The organism is Hydrogenophaga taeniospiralis CCUG 15921 (genome assembly GCF_001592305.1).
Classification (GTDB): Bacteria; Pseudomonadota; Gammaproteobacteria; order Burkholderiales; family Burkholderiaceae_C; genus Hydrogenophaga; species Hydrogenophaga taeniospiralis.
The window spans coordinates 1-18,014 of record NZ_BCWR01000012.1 but is presented as its reverse complement, the minus strand read 5'-3'; the positions used below and the strand labels follow the sequence as shown (position 1 = coordinate 18,014).

Sequence of the window (18,014 nt, the reverse complement as noted above, 5' to 3'; positions counted from 1 at the left end):
GCATGCCGAACCGCTTGCGGCGCGAAGGCGCGCCGTGGGTGAGCGTGATGCTGTGCGGCCTGTGCATGGGCGAGCTGGGTGGGTGGGTTGGGTGGGTTGGGCGTGTGCTGGCGCGGGGGGTCAGCGCACCCGCATGCCCGGCGTGGCGCCCGGCCAGGGGTTGAGGATGTGGATGCCGGGCTCGGCGTTTTCGTCGGCGTGGCTGGCGGCCAGCACCATGCCTTCGCTCACGCCGAACTTCATCTTGCGCGGCGCCAGATTGGCCACCATCACGGTGAGCTTGCCCACCAGGTCTTCGGGCTGGTAGGCGCTGGCGATGCCGCTGAAGACGTTGCGGGTCTTGCCTTCGCCCACGTCGAGCGTGAGGCGCAGCAGCTTGGTCGAGCCTTCCACCGCTTCGCAGTTCACGATCTGCGCGATGCGCAGGTCGATCTTGGTGAAGTCGTCGATGGAAATGGTGTCGGCGATGGGCTCGCCGCCGGGCACCACTCGTTCCACCGCGGGTGCGGGCGGCGGCTCGAACAGGGCGTCGAGCTGCTTCACGTCCACGCGCTGCATCAGGTGCTGGTAGATGCCGATGGCGTGGCCCGCGCCCAGCAGGCGCCGTGCGTCGGCGAAGCCCATGGGCGTGGTGTTCAGGAAGGCCTCCACGTTGACGGCCAGCGCCGGCAGCACCGGCTTGAGGTAGAGCGTGAGCAGGCGGAAGGCTTCGATGCAGGTGGTGCACACGTCGTGCAGGCGGCCATCCATGCCTTCCTTTTTCGCCAGTTCCCAGGGCTTGTTCTGGTCCACGTAGGCGTTCACCCGGTCGGCCAGCAGCATGATCTCTCGCAGCGCCTTGCCGTATTCGCGCTCGGCGTAGAGCTCGGTGATGGAGGGGGCCGCGGTTTGCAGGTGGTCGAGCAGGTTGTCGCCGTCGGCCGAGATCGCGCCGAGCTGGCCGCCGAAGCGTTTGGTGATGAAGCCGGCCGCCCGCGAGGCGATGTTGATGTATTTGCCGATCAGGTCGCTGTTGACCCGGGCCATGAAGTCTTCGGGGTTGAAGTCCACGTCCTCGTTCTTGCCGCTGAGCTTGGCCGCCAGGTAATAACGCAGCCACTCGGGGTTCATGCCGAGTTCCAGGTATTTGAGCGGGTTCAGTCCGGTGCCCCGGCTCTTGCTCATCTTCTCGCCGTTGTTGATGGTGAGGAAACCGTGCACGAACACCGCGTTGGGCACCTTGCGACCGCTGAACTTCAGCATCGCGGGCCAGAACAGGGTGTGGAAGGTGATGATGTCCTTGCCGATGAAGTGGTACTGCTCCGTGGTCGGGTCGGCCATGAAGGCGTCGTAGTCGCGCCCGGTCTTGCCGAAGTAGTTCTTGAGCGAGGCCAGGTAGCCGATGGGCGCGTCCAGCCACACATAGAAGTACTTGCCCGGCGCGTCCGGGATCTGAATGCCGAAGTAGGGCGCGTCACGGCTGATGTCCCAGTCGCCCATCTTGGGCTTGCCGTCTTCACCGGGTTCGATCCACTCGGCGATCTTGTTCAGCACCTCGGGCTGCACCGCGCCGCTCTGCGTCCACTGGTCCAGGAAGGCCAGGCAGCGCGGGTCGGACAGCTTGAAGAAGAAGTGTTCCGAGTGCTTCAGCACCGGTGTGGCGCCCGACAGCGCGGAATACGGGTCCTTCAGCTCGGTGGGCGCGTAGACGGCACCACAGTTTTCACAGTTGTCGCCGTACTGGTCTTTGGTGCCGCATTTCGGGCACTCGCCCTTGATGAAGCGGTCGGGCAGGAACATGTTCTTCTCGGGGTCGAAGAACTGTTCGATGGTGCGGGTGTCGATCAGGTCGTTGGCCTTGAGCGCACGGTAGATGTCCTGCGCCAGTTCGTGGTTTTCTGGCGCGTCGGTGCTGTGCCAGTTGTCGAAACCGATGTGGAAACCGTCCAGGTAGGGCTTGCGGCCGGCGGCGATGTCGGCCACGAACTGCTGCGGCGTCTTGCCCGCCTTGTCGGCCGCGATCATGATGGGCGCGCCGTGCGCGTCGTCGGCGCAGACGAAATGCACCTCGTGGCCCTGCATGCGCTGGTACCGCACCCAGATGTCCGCCTGGATGTATTCCATGATGTGGCCGATGTGGAAATGGCCGTTGGCGTAGGGCAGGGCGGTGGTGACGAACAGGCGTCGCTGGCTCATGGGAGGTACTTTCTGTCGGGGAACCCGTGATTTTAGGCCGCGCGACCGCCCCGCGTGGCGCTGGGCGCCAGGGGCGCTGGCGCAAGCCCTCATGGCCCCTGTGTGTATCGGCCCCGGCCGGGTGGGCGGGTAGACTTGCCGCCACGCATCCGCACCCCACAAAACCGTTCCCCACTGGAGATTTTCCGAATGGCTGTTGACCAACAAGCGCTGCTGGCTGCCCTGCAGGCTGTGACCGACCCGAACACCGGCAAGGACTTCGTGTCCACCAAGGCGCTGAAAAACCTGAACGAGCAGTACGGCGACGTGTCGTTCGACGTCGAGCTGGCCTACCCCGCCAAGAGCCAGATGCCGGCGCTGCGCCGTGCGCTGATCGTTGCGGCCAAGGAAGTGCCCGGCGTGGAGAACGTTTCGGTCAACATGAGCATGAAGATCACCGCGCACGCCGTGCAGCGTGGTGTGCAGCTCCTGCCCAATGTGAAGAACATCATCGCCGTGGCCTCCGGCAAGGGCGGCGTGGGCAAGAGCACCACCGCGGTGAACCTGGCGCTGGCGCTGGCCGCCGAGGGCGCCCAGGTCGGCATCCTCGACGCCGACATCTACGGCCCGAGCCAGCCCATGATGATGGGGCTGGAAGGCCGGCCCGAGAGTGTGGACGGCCAGACCATGGAGCCGCTGGAGAACTACGGCGTGCAGGTGATCTCGATCGGGTTCCTGATCGACCGCGACGAGGCCATGATCTGGCGCGGCCCCATGGCCACCCAGGCGCTGGAGCAGTTGCTGCGCCAGACCAACTGGAAGGAACTGGACTACCTCATCGTCGACATGCCGCCCGGCACCGGCGACATCCAGCTCACCCTCTCCCAGCGCGTGCCGCTCACCGGCGCCGTGATCGTCACCACCCCGCAGGACATCGCCCTGCTGGACGCGCGCAAGGGCATCAAGATGTTCGAGAAGGTGGGGGTGCCCATCCTGGGCATCGTGGAGAACATGGCGGTGTACTGCTGCCCCGCCTGCGGCCACGTCGAGCACATCTTTGGCGCCGACGGCGGCAAGAATATGGCGGCCGAGTACGGCATGGACTACCTGGGCGCCCTGCCGCTGAACATGTCGATCCGGGTGCATGCCGACAGCGGCAAGCCCTCGGTGGTGGCCGAGCCCGATGGCGAGATCGCCACGCTCTACAAGACCGTGGCGCGCCAGGTGGCGATCAAGATCGCGGCCAAGGCCAAGGACTTTTCCTCGAAGTTCCCGAGCATCAAGATTTCCAAGGAAACCTGAGCGGCAGAGCGCCCGCCAGGGCCCCCGCCGTGGGCTTCCAGATCGACACCCGGCGCTGACGCGGAGCGACGCGCGCCGACCCGGTGCCCTGGGGCGCCCGCTGCGTTGCAAAGCCGCTGCACTTGGTTGGTTGGGCCATGGTTATCGAGATCATGTGTGACTTTTGTCACGCATCGAAGTCTCCTGCTTCAGAATTCCTCCCCGTGACCGATAACCTAAGGAATCGATTGCATAACCACGTCGAAAATGCGGTTATCTGCTTCTCAACCATGCATGCCCATTCCACATTTCCCGCTGGCGGTCTGTTGAATACCCGGTGGCCCGGCGGAGGGTGGCGTGGTGTCAGGCCCACCCGGCTGCTGGCCTTGGGCCTGGCCCTGGCGGCGGCCTTTCCGGTCCGGGCCGCCACCGACATGGCGGCGCTGAGCCTGGAACAGCTGATGGAGATCACCGTGGTCGGTGCCTCCAAGTACGAGCAAAAGCAGAGCGAGGTGGCGGCCGCGGTCAGCGTCATCACCCGCGAGGAGATCCGGACCTTTGGCTGGCGCACCCTGGCCGAGGCCCTGACCAGCCTGCCCGGCGTGCACAGCACCTACGACCGCCAGTACACCTACCTGGGCACCCGGGGGCTGAGCCAGCCGGGCGATCTCAACCTGCGCGTGCTCGTCACCATCAACGGCAACCGTGTCAACGAGGCGTCCTATGACAGCGCCACCCTGGGGCGCGAGTTCCTGCTGGATCTGGATCTGATCGAGCGCATCGAGTACATCCCGGGTCCGGGCGGCGCGGTGTATGGCCAGAACGCCCTTTTCGGCGTGGTCAACGTGGTCACCCGCGACGGCGCGGACATCGACGGGACGGAGATGGTCGCGGCGGTGCAAAGCCCGCAGCGTCTGCGGGAGGGCCGGGTCAGCGTGGGCCGGCGGCTCGACAGCGGGCTGGATCTGCTGGTGTCAGCTTCCGGTCTGCGCGCCCGCGGAGAGAACCGCTTCTACGACTTTGGCGACGTCGATGACCTGGGCGTCAACGTCGCGGGCGTGGCCACCGACATGGACGGCGAGCGCGACAAAGAGTTCTTCACCCGCATGACCAAAGGTCCCTGGTCGTTCGAACTGATCCACGGCGACCGCCGGAAAGATGACCCCACGGCCCTGGCCGGCAGCGATCCGTTGGTGCCGAACCAGTTCATTCGTGACCGCTACCTGCTCACGCAGGCGCAGTACCAGGGCCAACTGGCGGACCCCTCTCTGGAGTTGCTGGCGCGGGTGTTCTGGTCCGAGTACCGGTACCACAGCGAGGCGCCCTACTGGGGAAACTGGTACCTGTTCACCGGCGCGACCTCCTCCCGTGGCGGCGAGCTGCGCCTGTTGTCCACCGCGCTGCCGGCGCACAAGCTGATGGTGGGGGTGGAGTTGCAGGACAACCAGCGTCAGGATATGGGGCGGGAGTGGTTGGGCTACGAGGACGAGCGGTATCTTTTCCCGAACTCGGGTTGGCGCGCAGGGGTGTACGTCCAGGACGAATGGCGCATGTCGCCCACGCTGGCGGCCACCCTGGGGCTGCGCGTCGACCGCAACAGCGTCAACGGAACCCAGTCGAGCCCGCGGGCGGCGCTGATCTGGCAGGCCACACCGGCCTCCACGCTCAAGGCGATGGTCGGGCGCGCCCATAGGGCTCCGAACGCGGCCGAGCGCAGTTGGGACTTCTCGAACGAGGACGTGCCGACGCTGCTACCCGCCGTCGACAGCGAGGTCATCGACACCCGGGAACTGGTGTTTGATCACCGCATGGCGCCCGACTTGAGCCTTCGCGGCGCGCTGTACCAGTGGACGCTGAAGGACTTGATCGTCTGGGACAAGAACACCTGGCAATGGGTATCGGGGCCGCGCATGAAGGCCAGCGGACTGGAGCTCTCGGCCAACAAGACCTGGGACTGGGGAGGGCGGCTGCGCGCCAGCCTCTCGCGCCAGCAGGCGCGCTTCGCGCATGGCGTGGGCTTGGCCAACTCGCCGAACTGGCTGGGCAAGCTGCATTTTTCAACCCCGCTGCCCGCGGCCGGGCTGCGCCTGGGCTACGAGTGGCAGCTTGAAAGCGCACGGCGCGCCGCCAGTGGTGAGCGTGTGTCGGGGCACGGCCTGTCCAACCTTCACCTCGTGGCCGAGCGGTGGGCGCCGGGGGTGTCGGTGTCCCTGGGCATCCACAACCTGTTCGACAAGGCCTACAGTCAGCCGGTTTCCGATGGGGGCTGGGTCCCGATCCAGTCGCAGGATGGTCGCAGCGTACGTCTCAAGATGGAACTTCGCTTCTGATGGACCGCGCCCGGCCCTGGCGCACCGTGCTTGCCGCGTGCATGCGCTGCGCCCGGCGGGTGCTGTGCGCGCTGCTGCTTCTGGGCGGTCTTGCTGCGGCGGCCCTGGCGCAGGCGGTCAGCGAGCACGCGGTCAAGGCCGGCTTTGTGTTCAATTTCATCAAGTTCACCCAATGGCCTTCGGCTGGCGAGGCCGCCAAGGCGCCGCTGCGGCTGTGCAGCACCGGGTCGCAGCCCCTGCAGGGCCAGCTTGCGCTGCTGCAGGGTCGGGCGGTGGGCAGCCGGGTGCTGGAGATCGTTCCCGGCACCTTGGCGGCCAACGCCCGGCAGTGCGACGTGCTGTTCCTCGCCGAGGGCGATGCGGAGCGTCTGGGCGCGCTGCTGAGCGGCCTGGGCAACGCGCCGGTGCTCACCGTGGGAGACCTGCCCGGGTTCGTGCAGGCGGGGGGCATGATCGGCCTGCGGATCGAGGCCAGCCGGGTGCGCTTCGACGTCAATCTGGCGGCGGCACAGCGCTCCGGCCTGATGCTCAACAGCCAGATGCTCAAACTCGCGGGCAAGGTCTTGCAATGATGACGTGGCGCAACCTCTCCATCGTGCGCAAGCTGGGCTTGCTGCTGGCGTTCAACACCCTGCTCGCCGTGCTGGCGATCGCCCTGGTGTTCAGCGTCGGCAGCGCCTATTCGCGTTACCACGACACCCGGGCCCAACTGCTCGCGCTGGCGGCGGTGGTGGGCGAAAACAGCCGGGCCGCACTCGCTTTCGACGATCCCGAGAGCGCGCGGCAGACCTTGTCGGCACTGGCGGCCAAGGAGGAAATCGACACCGTGCGCCTGCTCGACGCGCAAGGCGCGCTGTTCGCGCAGGTCGAGTTCCCCCGGCTGGACCACGACGGGGATCTGCTCGAGCGCCTGGTGCAGGCCGCGTTGCCCGCCACGCTGGCGGTCCAGCAGGTGATGACCGACGGCGGGCAGATCGTGGGGCGGATCGAGCTTTCCGCGCATCTGCTGCACATCTGGCTCGACGTGCTCGCGGGGCAGGCGGCGATGGTGCTGCTGGGGGTCGTGCTCGCGGCGCTGGCGGTGCATTTCGGGATGCGCCTGCGCCGCATCGTCACCGACCCGATCCTGGCGCTGGCCCAGGTGACCCACCGGGTGTCCCGCGAGCAGGACTATGCGATCCGCGCGACCAAGGCCCACAACGACGAGATTGGCACCCTGGTGGACCACTTCAACCACATGCTCGCTGAAATCCAGACACGCGACAACGCCCTGCGGCGCGAACGCCTGTTTCTGGAGCAGCGCACGGTGGACATGCAACTGGCGAGGGACGAAGCCGAGCGCGCCAGCCGGGTGAAGTCCGAGTTCATCAGCACCGTGAGCCATGAGCTGCGCACGCCCTTGACGGCCATCAGCGGGGCGCTGGGTCTGATCGCCGGTGGGGCCGTGGGCCCGCTGTCGCCGCAGGCCCTGGAGATGGTGGCCATCGCCAAGAAGAACGGTCAGCGGCTGTCCTACCTGATCAACGACCTGCTGGACATGGAAGGGCTCATGGCGGGCAAGCTGCACTTCGACATGCGCGCGCTGGAGCTGATGCCCCTGCTGGAGCAGTCTCTGGTGGAGAACCAGGCCTACGCAGAACAACACAAGGTGCGCTACGCGATCGGTCCACGGATCGACGGCGTGAGGGTCTGGGTGGACGCCCAGCGTCTGCAGCAGGTGTTGGCCAACCTGCTGTCCAATGCCGCAAAGTTCTCGCCCGAGGGCTCATCGGTGGAGGTGGCCGTGCGGCGTCGCGGTGAGATGGTGCGGGTGGAGGTGCGAGACCAAGGCCCCGGCATCCCCGCCAGTTTCCAGGACCGCATCTTCCAGAAGTTTTCGCAGGCCGACGCGTCGGACACACGGCAAAAGGGCGGCACCGGGTTGGGCCTGGCGATTTCCCGCGGACTGATTGAACGCATGGGCGGCAGCATCGGATTCGAGTCGCAGGAAGGCCAGGGTTCTTGCTTCTTCTTCGAGCTTCCGGTGTGGCACCCGCAGCTGCAGTCCCACCTGCTCGAACAGCGGGTGTCCGCGGTCCGGCCATCGACTCCCCGGGTGCTGCACGTGGAGGACGACGAAGACACACACCAGGTGGTGTGCGCCATGGCGGGCGACCGCATCGACCTCGAACACGCCACCAACCTGCGCGAGGCCCGCGCCCGGGTGGCGCGGGAACACTTCGATGCGGTGATTCTCGACCTCACCCTGCCGAACGAATCGGGCTGGAGCCTCTTGCCCGCGATCCATGAACACCAGCCCGGCGCGCGCGTGGTGGTGCTGACCGGAGGCGACGAAGTGCCCGGCGATGGGCAATGGGTGGACGCGGTGCTGCGCAAATCCAGCGTCTCGCCGCGCCAGCTGCTCGACGCCATCACGCCTCCGGACACCCGCAGCGCGCCAGAAGGACACACCCCATGAGCGCGCTGCAACGCATCCTGTACGTCGAAGACGAGCCCGACATCCAGGCCGTGGCGCGCATCGCGCTGGAGATGGTGGGCGGTTTCCAGGTGTTGGTGTGTTCGTCCGGTGAACAGGCCGTGCGCGAGGCGCCGGCCTTCGGCCCCGATCTGGTGCTGCTCGACGTGATGATGCCGGGCATGGACGGCCCGAGCACTTTCATGGCCTTGCGAGCGCTGCCGGCGCTGGACCGCGTGCCGGTGATCTTCATGACCGCCAAGGTGCAACCGCAGGAGGTGCTGCACTACAAGGCGCTGGGTGCGCTGGCCGTGATTCCCAAACCATTTGACCCGATGACCCTGGCGGCGCAGGTGCGCGGCCTGTGGGGGGAGCCCCATGACTGACGCAGGCGCCCAGGCCGGCCACGACGCGGCTGCCGCGGCGCTGGCCGAACTGCAGCGGCGGTTCGTCGCGCAGTTGCCCTCCCGGCTGGGCAGCATCGAAACCCTGTTCGGGCAGCTCTCTCCCCAGCGCTGGAACCCGGCCGATGCCGAGGCATTGCACCGTGTGGTGCACAGCCTGAGCGGGACGGCGGGCATTTTCGGCATGCCGACCTTGTCCGACGCTGCGCGTCTGGCGGAGCAACCGCTGACCGAGCTGGTCCGTGGCCCGGGTGCGGGTGGTGTGCCCAGCGAGAGCGCATGGCAACACGTGGGCGAAGGGCTGCGGCGGCTGGTGACCCTGGCCCGGACGCTGCTGGGGCAGGTGACGCCCGACATCACGCCGGTGGAGGCGCCGCTGGGCTCCGATGCCAGGCCCTGCATCCTTCTGGTGGAAACCGATGTGGCACAGGCGGACCGGTTGCGCCAGGGCCTGTCGGACGCGGGCTACCGGGTCCGCGTGTTGTCCGACGTGGCCGGCCTGCGCGAGGCCCTGGCGGCCCCCGGCGCGGTGCCGCCGGCTGCGGTGGTGCTGGACACCGTGTTCCCGGAGAACGATCCGGTGGGCGCCGCGCTGGTCCAGGAATTGAGACTGGGCCTGCACGGCCGCATTCCCGTGGTGCTTGCGCTGACGGACGACAACCTGCCGGTGCGCCTGGCGGCTTCGCGCGCCGGCATCAGCCGCACGCTGACCCGTCCCCTGGACGCCGGCCGTCTGGCGAATCTGCTGGACGCGCTCACCGGACGCCAGCCGGTGCAGCCCTACCGGGTGCTGCTGGTGGACGACGACCCCCTGCTGCTGCAGGCGCAGGCCAGCGTGTTGCGCGCGGCCGGCATGGAGGTGCATTCGCTGTCGCAGCCCTTGCAGACCCTGCACGAGCTCGACCGGTTCAAACCCGACGTGTTGCTGCTCGACGTGTACATGCCCGATGCCAGCGGGCCCGAGCTGGCCGCGGCGCTGCGCGAGCGCGACGCCTACCTGCACCTGCCGGTGCTGTTTCTCTCGGCCGAGACCGACCCGACCCAGCAACTGCTGGCCCTCAATCTGGGGGGAGACGACTTCCTCGTCAAGCCGGTGCGGCCAGACCACCTGGTGGCGGCGGTGAGCGCGCGCGCGCGGCGTGCGCGGCAGAACAGCGCCTTGCGCGAACGCCTGCAGACCACGCTCTACGAACGCGAGCGCGAGCACCTGGCGCTGGACCATCACGCCATCGTCAGCATCGCCGACCGCAGGGGGACGCTGATCTACGCCAACGACCTGTTCTGCCAGGTCAGCGGCTACAGCCGCGAAGAGCTGCTGGGGCAGCACTGCCGCATCCTGCGCACGCACCAGCAGCCCGGTGGCTTTGCGCGCGACATCTGGCGCGAGGTCACCTCGGGGCGGGTGTGGCACGGCGAAATCTGCTGCCAACGCAAGTGCGGCAGCCCCTACTGGGTGAAAACCACGATCACGCCGTTCCTGAACGCCGAGGGCGTTCCGTACCAGTACATCGTGATCCAGACCGACATCAGCCACATGAAGGCGGCCGAGGCGGTGCTGCGCGCCAGCGAATCGCGCCTGAACTTCCTGGTGTCGTCCAGCCCGGTGGCGATCTATACCCGCAAGGCCACGGCGCCCTACGCGGCGGTGTACGTGAGCCCGAACGTCACGCAGCTGATGGGCCTGCGGCCCGAGGATCTGACCGGCGATGGCCAGCTGGGCGCGAGCCAGGTGCACCCCGAGGACCGGGCGCGGGTCGCTGCCGAACTGCCCTGGGTGGTGGAGCAGGGCTCGCACCTCAGCGAATACCGCCTGCGCCGTGGCGATGGCAGCTACCGCTGGGTGCACGACCAGCGCCGGCTGGTGCGCGACGCCGCGGGCGAGCCGGTCGAGATCATCGGCTACTGGCTCGACATCACCGAGCGCAAGAACGTCGAGCACGAGTTGTCGCTCCTGAACCAGGAGCTGGAGCAGCGCGTGGCCCAGCAGACGCAGACCGTGATCGAGAGCGAGCGCTTTGCCCGCGCCACGCTCGACGCCCTGAGCGCGCGCGTGGTGATCCTCGACGGGCAGGGCGTTGTCCTGGCCGCCAACCGCGCATGGACCGAGTTCGGCGACCCCGCGCTGGTCCGCGAGGGGGCGAACTACCTTGCGTCGTGCGACCACGCCTGCGGCACCCTGAGCGGCGATTGCCATCCCGTCGCCACCGGCATCCGCGCGGTCATCCGGGGTGATCAGAAGGAATTTCTCCACGAATACAGCGTGCGTCAGGAGGCCGACCAGCACTGGTTCCTGTGCCGCGTGGAGCGCTTTCCCGGCGAGGGCGAGGTGCGCGTCGTGGTCTCGCACGAGAACATCACGCAGATGAAGCTCATCGAGCGCCAGCACCTGCGCTCGCAGCGGCTCGAAAGCCTGGGTACGCTGGCCGGCGGTGTGGCGCACGACCTGAACAACGCGCTCGCGCCCGTGCTCATGGGCATGGGCATGCTGAAGGAGCAGTACCCCGAAGAGGCCCGGCTGTTCGAGATGATCCAGGGCAGCGCCCAGCGCGGCGCCAACATGGTGCGGCAGTTGCTCACCTTCGCCAAGGGCGCGGAAGGGGAGCGAGCCTCGCTGTCGCCCGAGCGCATGCTCCGGGAGCTGGAGAGCCTGATGAACGGCAGCTTCCCCAAGAACATCCGCCTGGTGGTCGAGTGCGCGCCCGACCTGCCGACGGTGTCGGGAGACGCCACGCAGCTGCACCAGGTGCTGTTGAACCTGTGCGTCAATTCGCGCGACGCGATGCCCGAGGGCGGAACCCTCACCCTCACGGCCGCGCCCGTGGAGCTCGACGCGGCCTACGCCCGCTCCATCGCCGATGCGCGACCCGGCCGCTACGTGGCCCTGCGCGTGCGCGACACGGGCGAGGGCATTCCCCACGAGTTGCTCGACCGGATCTTCGACCCCTTCTTCACCACCAAGAGCCCGGACAAGGGCACCGGCCTGGGGCTGTCCACCGTGCTGGGCATCGTCAAGAGCCATGCGGGCTTCGTGCAGGTCTATTCACAGCCCGGCCAGGGCACGACCTTCGTGGTCTATCTGCCGGCCGAAGACGTGCGTTCGGGTGAGGCCGCCGTTCCGGTGGCGCCCAGCGAATTCCGTGGGCAGGGCGAAACGGTGCTGTTCGTCGACGACGAGGCCGCCGTGCGCGAGGTCGGGCGGGCGGTTCTGGAGCGTTTGAACTTCCACGTGGTCACCGCCACCGATGGTGCCGACGGCCTGCTGCAGGTGGCGCAGCACCGGGCCCATCTGCGGGCCATCGTGACCGATCTGCACATGCCCCGCATGGACGGTCTGGCCTTCGTGCGCGCGCTGCGCCCCATGCTGCCCGAGGTCGCGGTGGTGGTGGCCAGCGGGCGCATGGACGAGGCCATGGCGGACGAGTTCCGCCGCCTGGGGGTGATGAGACGCCTGGACAAGCCCTACACCGAGGCCCTGCTGATCCGGGAGCTGAACCTGCTGCTGGCGCCCGCGCCGGTCGGCGGCGCCGGGGCGCCCGGTCAGTAGCGCAACTGTCCGTCGGCGTCCACGATGGCCAGCTCCACGTAGCTCGATCCGTTGTGGGCGTTGGGCGAGTAGCGTGCGGTGAAGCGGCCGAAGGCGATCTCGCCGGCACCCTCCATGGTCTTGATGAAGGCCTCGGTGCTCAGATCGCGGCCGGTGCGCCTGAGGCCCTCGACCAGCAAGCGCGCGTGCACGAAGCCTTCGAACTGCGACGTCGAGGGGGCGGCGTCGGGCGACTTTTCGCGCAGCAGCTTGAGGTATTCCGCCACCACCGGAATGGTGGTGTTGCGCAGCGACGGCATGATCTGCGCCAGGATGGTGCCGCGCGCCTTGTCCTTGAGCTCGCGGTTGATCACGTCCAGGCTGGCCACGGAAAACCCGTAGAAGCCGGGCTTGACGGGGGTCTGCTGCACCGCCTTGATGTAGCTCGTGAAGGTGCTGCCGGCGGTGCCCATGACCACCGCCTGGGGCTGTGCCTGGGCCGTGGCGGCGGCGGCCGCGGTGAAGTCGGGCTGCTTGGGGTCCACCACGATTTCTGCCACGAAGGGCAGCTGTTCGGCCTCGGAGGCCTTTTTCAGTTCCGCCAGCAGGGCCTTGCCGAACCCGTCGTCCTGGTAGAACACGGCCACGCGGCCGATACCGCTCTGCTTGAGCTGGGACAGGATGCGCCGGGCCTCCTGGCCGTAGCTGGCCCGCACATGGAACACCAGGGGGTTGAAGTTGTCGCGGAAGACCGAGGCGCCCGTCACCGGGCCGAACAGGATGGTCCGCGACTCCTTGAGCAGCGGCAACACGGCCGCCGTCTGGGCGGTGCCGGTGTTGTTGAAGATCATGAAGACCTTGTGATCCTTGAGCAGCTTCTGGGTGTTGTCGACCGCCCGTTTGGGGTCGAACCCGTCGTCCATCGTGACGTAGCTGATCTTGCGGCCGTGGATGCCGCCACTGGCGTTGACCGCATCGAACAGCAGGCGCGAGCCCTCGCCGTACTGCACGGTCTGCGGGCCCAGCGGGCCCGAGAGCACCGCCGAGGCGCCGAGCCGTATTTCGGTGGGCGTGACGCCCGCGTCGTTCGCGTGAGCGCACGCTGCCAACAGCCAGCCACAGGCCAGCCATGCCGATCGAACCATGGTGTCTTCCTCTTGCTTGTTGTCTCCGGGGTGGCGAGTATGGTTATGTTTGGTAATCAAAACAAGGTGGTCCGGGTCGGGGTATTCCCGGGCCTTTGTGCCTGCCCTGACAGGCGGGTACCTTGCCGGGCTCAGCGGCGCACGTACAGGCGCTGGTTCTCCAGCTCGCGCAGCTTGAAGCGCTGTATCTTGCCGGTGGCGGTCTTGGGCAGTTCGTCCATGAACTCGATGAAGCGTGGGTACTTGTAGGGCGCGAGCTTTTCCTTCACGAAGGCCTGCAGTTCGGCTTCGGTGGCCTGGGCGCCGGCCTTGAGCACCACATAGGCCTTGGTCTTGACCAGGCCGTCGTCGTCGGTCTTGCCGATCACCGCGGCTTCTAGCACGGCCGGGTGCTGCACCAGCGTGGCCTCCACCTCGAACGGGCTCACGTAGATGCCGCTGACCTTGAGCATGTCGTCGTTGCGGCCGGCGTAGGTGTAGTAGCCGTCGGGGTCGCGGGTGTACTTGTCGCCGCTCTTGGTCCAGGCGCCCTGGAAAGTGTCGCGCGACTTGGCGCGGTTGTTCCAGTACAGCAGCGCGCTGCTCGGCCCCTGGATGTAGAGGTCGCCGATCATGTTGTGGCCGGTGATGACGCTGCCGTCTTCGTCGCGCAGCTGCACCTCGTAGCCCGGCACGGGCTTGCCGGTGGTGCCGTAGCGCACGTCACCCGGGCGGTTGGAGAGAAAGATGTGCAGCATCTCGGTGGAGCCGATGCCGTCGATGATTTCGCAGCCGAAGCGGGCGGTCCAGCGCTCGCCGATGTCGCGCGGCAAGGCCTCGCCGGCCGACGAACACAGGCGCAGCGCCACCTGCTCGCGCGTGGGCAGCTCGGGGCTGGCGAGCATGCCGCTGTAGCCGGTGGGCGCGCCATAGAACACGGTGGGTTGGTGGTCGACCATCCGTTTGAACGTGGCCTGCGGCGTGGGCCGCTCGGCCATCAGCACCACGCTGGCGCCCGCGCTCAGCGGGAACGACAGGCCGTTGCCCAGGCCGTAGGCGAAGAACAGTTTGGCGGCGGAGAACACGGTGTCGCTCTCCTTCAGACCCAGCACCGCCTTGCCGTAGAGCTCGGCCGTCCAGTACAGGCTGGCCTGACTGTGCACCGTGCCCTTGGGCGCACCGGTGGAGCCCGAGGAATAGAGCCAGAAAGCGGGTTCGTCGCCGTGCGTGTCGGCGCCCTTGGCGTCGGGTTCAGCCGGGGCATGCGCCGCGACGAGCGCCGCCAGATCGTGGGCTCCCGCGGGCAGCGGGTCTTTCGTGCGCGAGACGATCAGGTGCTGCACCTCGTGGCCACCGGCGTCCAGCGCGGTCTGCAGCGTGGGTAGCAGCGCGGCCGAGACGAAGGCCGCCTGGGCGCGGCTGTCGGCCAGCATGTAGGCGTAGTCCTTGGCGGTCAGCAGGGTGTTCACGCACACCGGGACCACGCCCGCGTGCAGCGCGCCCAGAAAGCTCACCACCCAGTCGCTGCAGTCGTGCATGAGCAGCAGCACGCGCTCTTCGCGCTTCAAGCCCAGCGCCCGCAGCGCGGCCGAGAAGCGCTGCACCTGGTCGGCCAGCTGGCCGTAGGAGAGCGTGCCAGCGTCGTCGATCAGCGCGGTCTTGCCGGCGCGGCCGGCGTTGAGCGCGATCAGGTGGCGCGCGAAGTTGAAGCGCTCGGGTGGGGTGGGGGTTTCGGTGGGGCTCATGGTGTGTCTCCTGCTTTTATCGGGAATGATTCGGTGTCCGGAGCATGGTGTCTCAGCTTCAGAACGCCGCGGAACCGGCTTTGCCGGGCCGCTGGTGTTGCCCCCTTTCAAGGGGGTGACGCCGAAGGCGGCGCGGGGGTAATCTCGCCCTTTGCGGCGCGGGGGGTCAGCATTTCAGTGGGGTGGCCGTCGCGGCGAGTACATCGAGCGCCGCCGTGCTGCCCTGCACCGCCGAACGCCGGTGGTAGAAGCCCAGCGCGCGCAAACCACCCAGCTCTTCGCCGCCACCGGCGCGGCCCGGGCCGCCGTGCAGGCTCATGGGCATCACGTTGCCGTGGCCGCTCTGCACGGCGGCCACGTCGGGCGAAATGGCGTGCACGCGGCCGTGGCTGGAGCCCAGCTCGGCGGCGGCGTGAGCGATGAAGGCCGGGTCGCTGCTGTAGACCGAACTCACCAGTGAACCTTCGCCGCGGCGGATCAGCTCCAGCGCCTGCTCCGGGCTGTCGTAGGCCATGAGGGTGGCGACGGGGCCGAACACCTCCACCTCGTGCAGCACCTTGGCCTGCGCCGGCTGGCGATGGCCGAGCAGCACGGGCGCCACGCAGGCGGCCACGGTCGGGTCGGCGTCCACCAGCGCGGCGGCGCTGCCGTCGAACAAGACTTCGGCTTCGGTCTTCAGGTGGGCGATGCCGGCCATCACGCTGTCGAACTGCTCGCGACTCACCAGTGCGCCCATGCGGGTGGCTTCATTGCGTGGGTTGCCCACGGTGGTCTTGGCGAGCTTGGCGCCGATGGCCTGGGCGATGGTGTCGAACAGCGCGCGCGGCACGAAGATACGTCGGATGGCGGTGCACTTCTGGCCGCTCTTGACCGTCATTTCGCGCACCACCTCGCTCACCAGCAGGTTGAAGGCTTCGTCGCCCGCGGTGGCGGCCGGGTCGAGCAGGGCGCTGTTGAGGCTGTCGGCCTCAATGTTGCAGCGCACCGAGCGCTGCGCCACGGCGGGGTGGCTGCGGATGATGCGAGCGGTTTCGGCCGAGCCGGTGAAGCTCACCACGTCGAACGGGCCGAGCTGGTCCATCAGCCCGGCGGACGAGCCGCAGACCACCGAGAGTGCGCCCGCGGGCAGGATGCCGGCGTCCACCACGTCTTTCACCATGCGCTGGGTCAGCCAGGCGGTGGCGGTGGCCGGTTTGACGATCACCGGCACGCCCGAGAGCAGGGCCGGCGCGGCCTTTTCCCACAGGCCCCAGCTCGGGAAGTTGAAGGCGTTGATGAACAGCGCCACGCCGCGCGTGGGGCTCAGGATGTGCTGCGTCTGGAACACCGGGTCCTTGGCCATGCGGATGCGCTCGCCGTCGAGCAGCAGCTTCGCGTCGCCCAAGGCCTCGCCCTGCTTGGCGTAGTAGCCCAGGGTGAAGATGCCGCCGTCGATGTCCACCGCCGAGTCCTTGGTGGTGGTGCCGCAGTTGGCGGTGGCGATCTCGTAGTAGGCGTCGCGGTTGGCTTGCAACACCTTGACGATCTCGCCCAGCAGCGCGGCGCGCTGTTGGTAAGTGAGTGCCCGCAGGGCAGCGCCGCCCTGTTCGCGGGCGAAGGCAAACCCTTCGGCCAGGTCCAGCCCGGCGCTGCTCACGCGCACCAGCGGCGTGCCCAGCACCGGGTCCAGCAGGGTCGCACCGTGGCCGGTGCCGTCTTGCCAGCGGCCGGCGAGGAAGTTGGGGAGCAGGGGGGTGGAGTTCATGTCGGGAGGAAGGTTGATCAACAGGGCTGGTCGCCGGGCGGGATTGCCGCTATAAATGCACTATCTTGCGTCTGGCATGTCATGCATTAAAGTGCATGTTTCTACGGAATGCAAGTCCCATCAGGGTTAACCCTTAAACATCGAACCCCATGAAAGACCTGGCAACCTTGGAAGCGGTCCCCGGCACCCCCGCCACGGGCGAAGCGGCCCCCGACGACAGTCCACGCCACCCGTTCCTGGTGGCGCTGGGCGAGCGGGTGCGCACCCTGCGCTCGCGCCGTGGCATGACGCGCAAGGCCGTGGCGGTGGCGGCGGACGTGTCCGAGCGCCACCTGGCCAACCTCGAATACGGCACCGGCAACGCCTCCATCCTGGTGCTGCTGCAGGTGGCGCAGGCACTGCAGTGTTCGCTCACCGAGCTGCTGGGCGATGTGACCACCTCGTCGCCCGAATGGCTGCTGATCCGCGAGCTGCTGGAGAAGCGCAACGAGGCCGATCTGCGCCGCGTGCGCGTGGCCATCGGCGGCCTGCTGGACGGGCATGCCGCGCCGGTGAACGACGCCGGGCGCCAGGCCCGCATCGCCTTGATCGGCCTGCGCGGTGCGGGCAAGTCCACCCTCGGGCAACGACTCGCCGACGACCTGGGTTATGCCTTCATCGAGCTCAGCCGCGAGATCGAAAAATTCGCTGGCTGCAGCATCAACGAGATTCACGCGCTCTACGGCACGCCGGCCTACCGCCGCTACGAGCGCCGCGCGCTGGAAGAGGCGATCCAGATCTACCCCGAGGTGGTGATCGCCACGCCGGGTGGCCTGGTGTCCGACGCGGCCAACTTCAACCTGCTGCTCACGCACTGCACCACCGTCTGGTTGCAGGCCGATCCGGCAGACCACATGGGCCGCGTGGCGGCCCAGGGTGACATGCGGCCCATGGCCGCGAGTCGCGAGGCCATGGAAGATCTGAAGCGCATCCTGGCCGGGCGCTCGGCCTTTTATTCCAAGGCCGACCTGCATTTCAATACCAGTGGCCGCAGCGTGGACGACGCCTTTGACGCGCTGCGCACCCAGGTGCGGGAGGTGCTGGGGGTGACGTAAAGTGCATAAAAATGCATTGACGGTGTTGAAAATATGCAATATTATTCATGTCACGCGGTGCCCACCGATGATGTGAACGACGGTCGGCGCCCCCAGTCCATACCAACAGGAGACCGCCATGAACCCGAACGCCGTCGATTACCGCACCGCCCCCAGCGAG

11 protein-coding genes are annotated in these 18,014 nt (G+C 67.7%); 7 read left to right on the top strand and 4 right to left on the bottom strand.

Annotation, left to right across the window (positions count from 1 at the left end):
• Window positions 1-120 precede the first annotated feature (120 nt).
• Window positions 121-2,175 carry a methionine--tRNA ligase gene (gene metG / locus HTA01S_RS15645; protein WP_068173552.1) on the bottom strand — a complete coding sequence of 685 codons (2,055 nt, stop codon included), beginning with the start codon at window positions 2,173-2,175 and terminating at the stop codon, window positions 121-123.
• A 189-nt stretch (window positions 2,176-2,364) separates the two neighbouring features.
• Between metG and apbC the strand changes: the two genes are divergently transcribed.
• From apbC to HTA01S_RS15615, 6 genes are all read left to right on the top strand, one after another.
• A complete protein-coding gene (gene apbC / locus HTA01S_RS15640; RefSeq protein WP_068173550.1) occupies window positions 2,365-3,456 on the top strand; it encodes an iron-sulfur cluster carrier protein ApbC in 1,092 nt (363 codons plus the stop codon).
• A gap of 365 nt (window positions 3,457-3,821) precedes the next feature.
• Window positions 3,822-5,765: a TonB-dependent receptor plug domain-containing protein gene (locus tag HTA01S_RS15635; RefSeq protein ID WP_068173549.1), complete on the top strand. Its 1,944-nt coding sequence runs from the start codon at window positions 3,822-3,824 to the stop codon at window positions 5,763-5,765.
• Window positions 5,765-6,337: a YfiR family protein gene (locus HTA01S_RS15630; RefSeq protein WP_068173547.1), complete on the top strand. Its 573-nt coding sequence runs from the start codon at window positions 5,765-5,767 to the stop codon at window positions 6,335-6,337. Before HTA01S_RS15635 ends, HTA01S_RS15630 begins: the two co-directional genes overlap by 1 nt.
• Window positions 6,337-8,223: an ATP-binding protein gene (locus HTA01S_RS15625; protein WP_068173545.1), complete on the top strand. Its 1,887-nt coding sequence runs from the start codon at window positions 6,337-6,339 to the stop codon at window positions 8,221-8,223. Before HTA01S_RS15630 ends, HTA01S_RS15625 begins: the two co-directional genes overlap by 1 nt.
• Window positions 8,220-8,606: a response regulator gene (locus HTA01S_RS15620; protein ID WP_068173542.1), complete on the top strand. Its 387-nt coding sequence runs from the start codon at window positions 8,220-8,222 to the stop codon at window positions 8,604-8,606. The genes HTA01S_RS15625 and HTA01S_RS15620 overlap by 4 nt, the downstream gene beginning before the upstream one ends.
• Window positions 8,599-12,168, top strand: a complete 3,570-nt coding sequence (locus HTA01S_RS15615) for a response regulator (protein WP_068173540.1) — start codon at window positions 8,599-8,601, stop codon at window positions 12,166-12,168. Before HTA01S_RS15620 ends, HTA01S_RS15615 begins: the two co-directional genes overlap by 8 nt.
• On the opposite strand, the gene HTA01S_RS15610 is transcribed toward HTA01S_RS15615, so the two are convergent.
• The 3 genes from HTA01S_RS15610 to HTA01S_RS15600 form a co-directional block, all read right to left on the bottom strand.
• Window positions 12,162-13,292 carry an ABC transporter substrate-binding protein gene (locus HTA01S_RS15610; protein WP_068173538.1) on the bottom strand — a complete coding sequence of 377 codons (1,131 nt, stop codon included), beginning with the start codon at window positions 13,290-13,292 and terminating at the stop codon, window positions 12,162-12,164. The two genes, HTA01S_RS15615 and HTA01S_RS15610, sit on opposite strands and share 7 nt — an antisense overlap.
• Before the next feature lie 131 nt (window positions 13,293-13,423).
• Entirely contained in the window at window positions 13,424-15,016 is a 1,593-nt protein-coding gene (locus tag HTA01S_RS15605; protein ID WP_068173536.1) for a benzoate-CoA ligase family protein, read from the bottom strand.
• Window positions 15,017-15,182: 166 nt separating this feature from the next.
• Window positions 15,183-16,760, bottom strand: coding sequence for a 3,4-dehydroadipyl-CoA semialdehyde dehydrogenase (locus tag HTA01S_RS15600; protein WP_068173533.1), 1,578 nt, complete (start codon window positions 16,758-16,760; stop codon window positions 15,183-15,185).
• A 149-nt stretch (window positions 16,761-16,909) separates the two neighbouring features.
• On the opposite strand from HTA01S_RS15600, the gene HTA01S_RS15595 reads away from it, so the two are divergent.
• Window positions 16,910-17,854: a helix-turn-helix transcriptional regulator gene (locus HTA01S_RS15595; protein WP_068173531.1), complete on the top strand. Its 945-nt coding sequence runs from the start codon at window positions 16,910-16,912 to the stop codon at window positions 17,852-17,854.
• Window positions 17,855-18,014 lie beyond the last annotated feature (160 nt).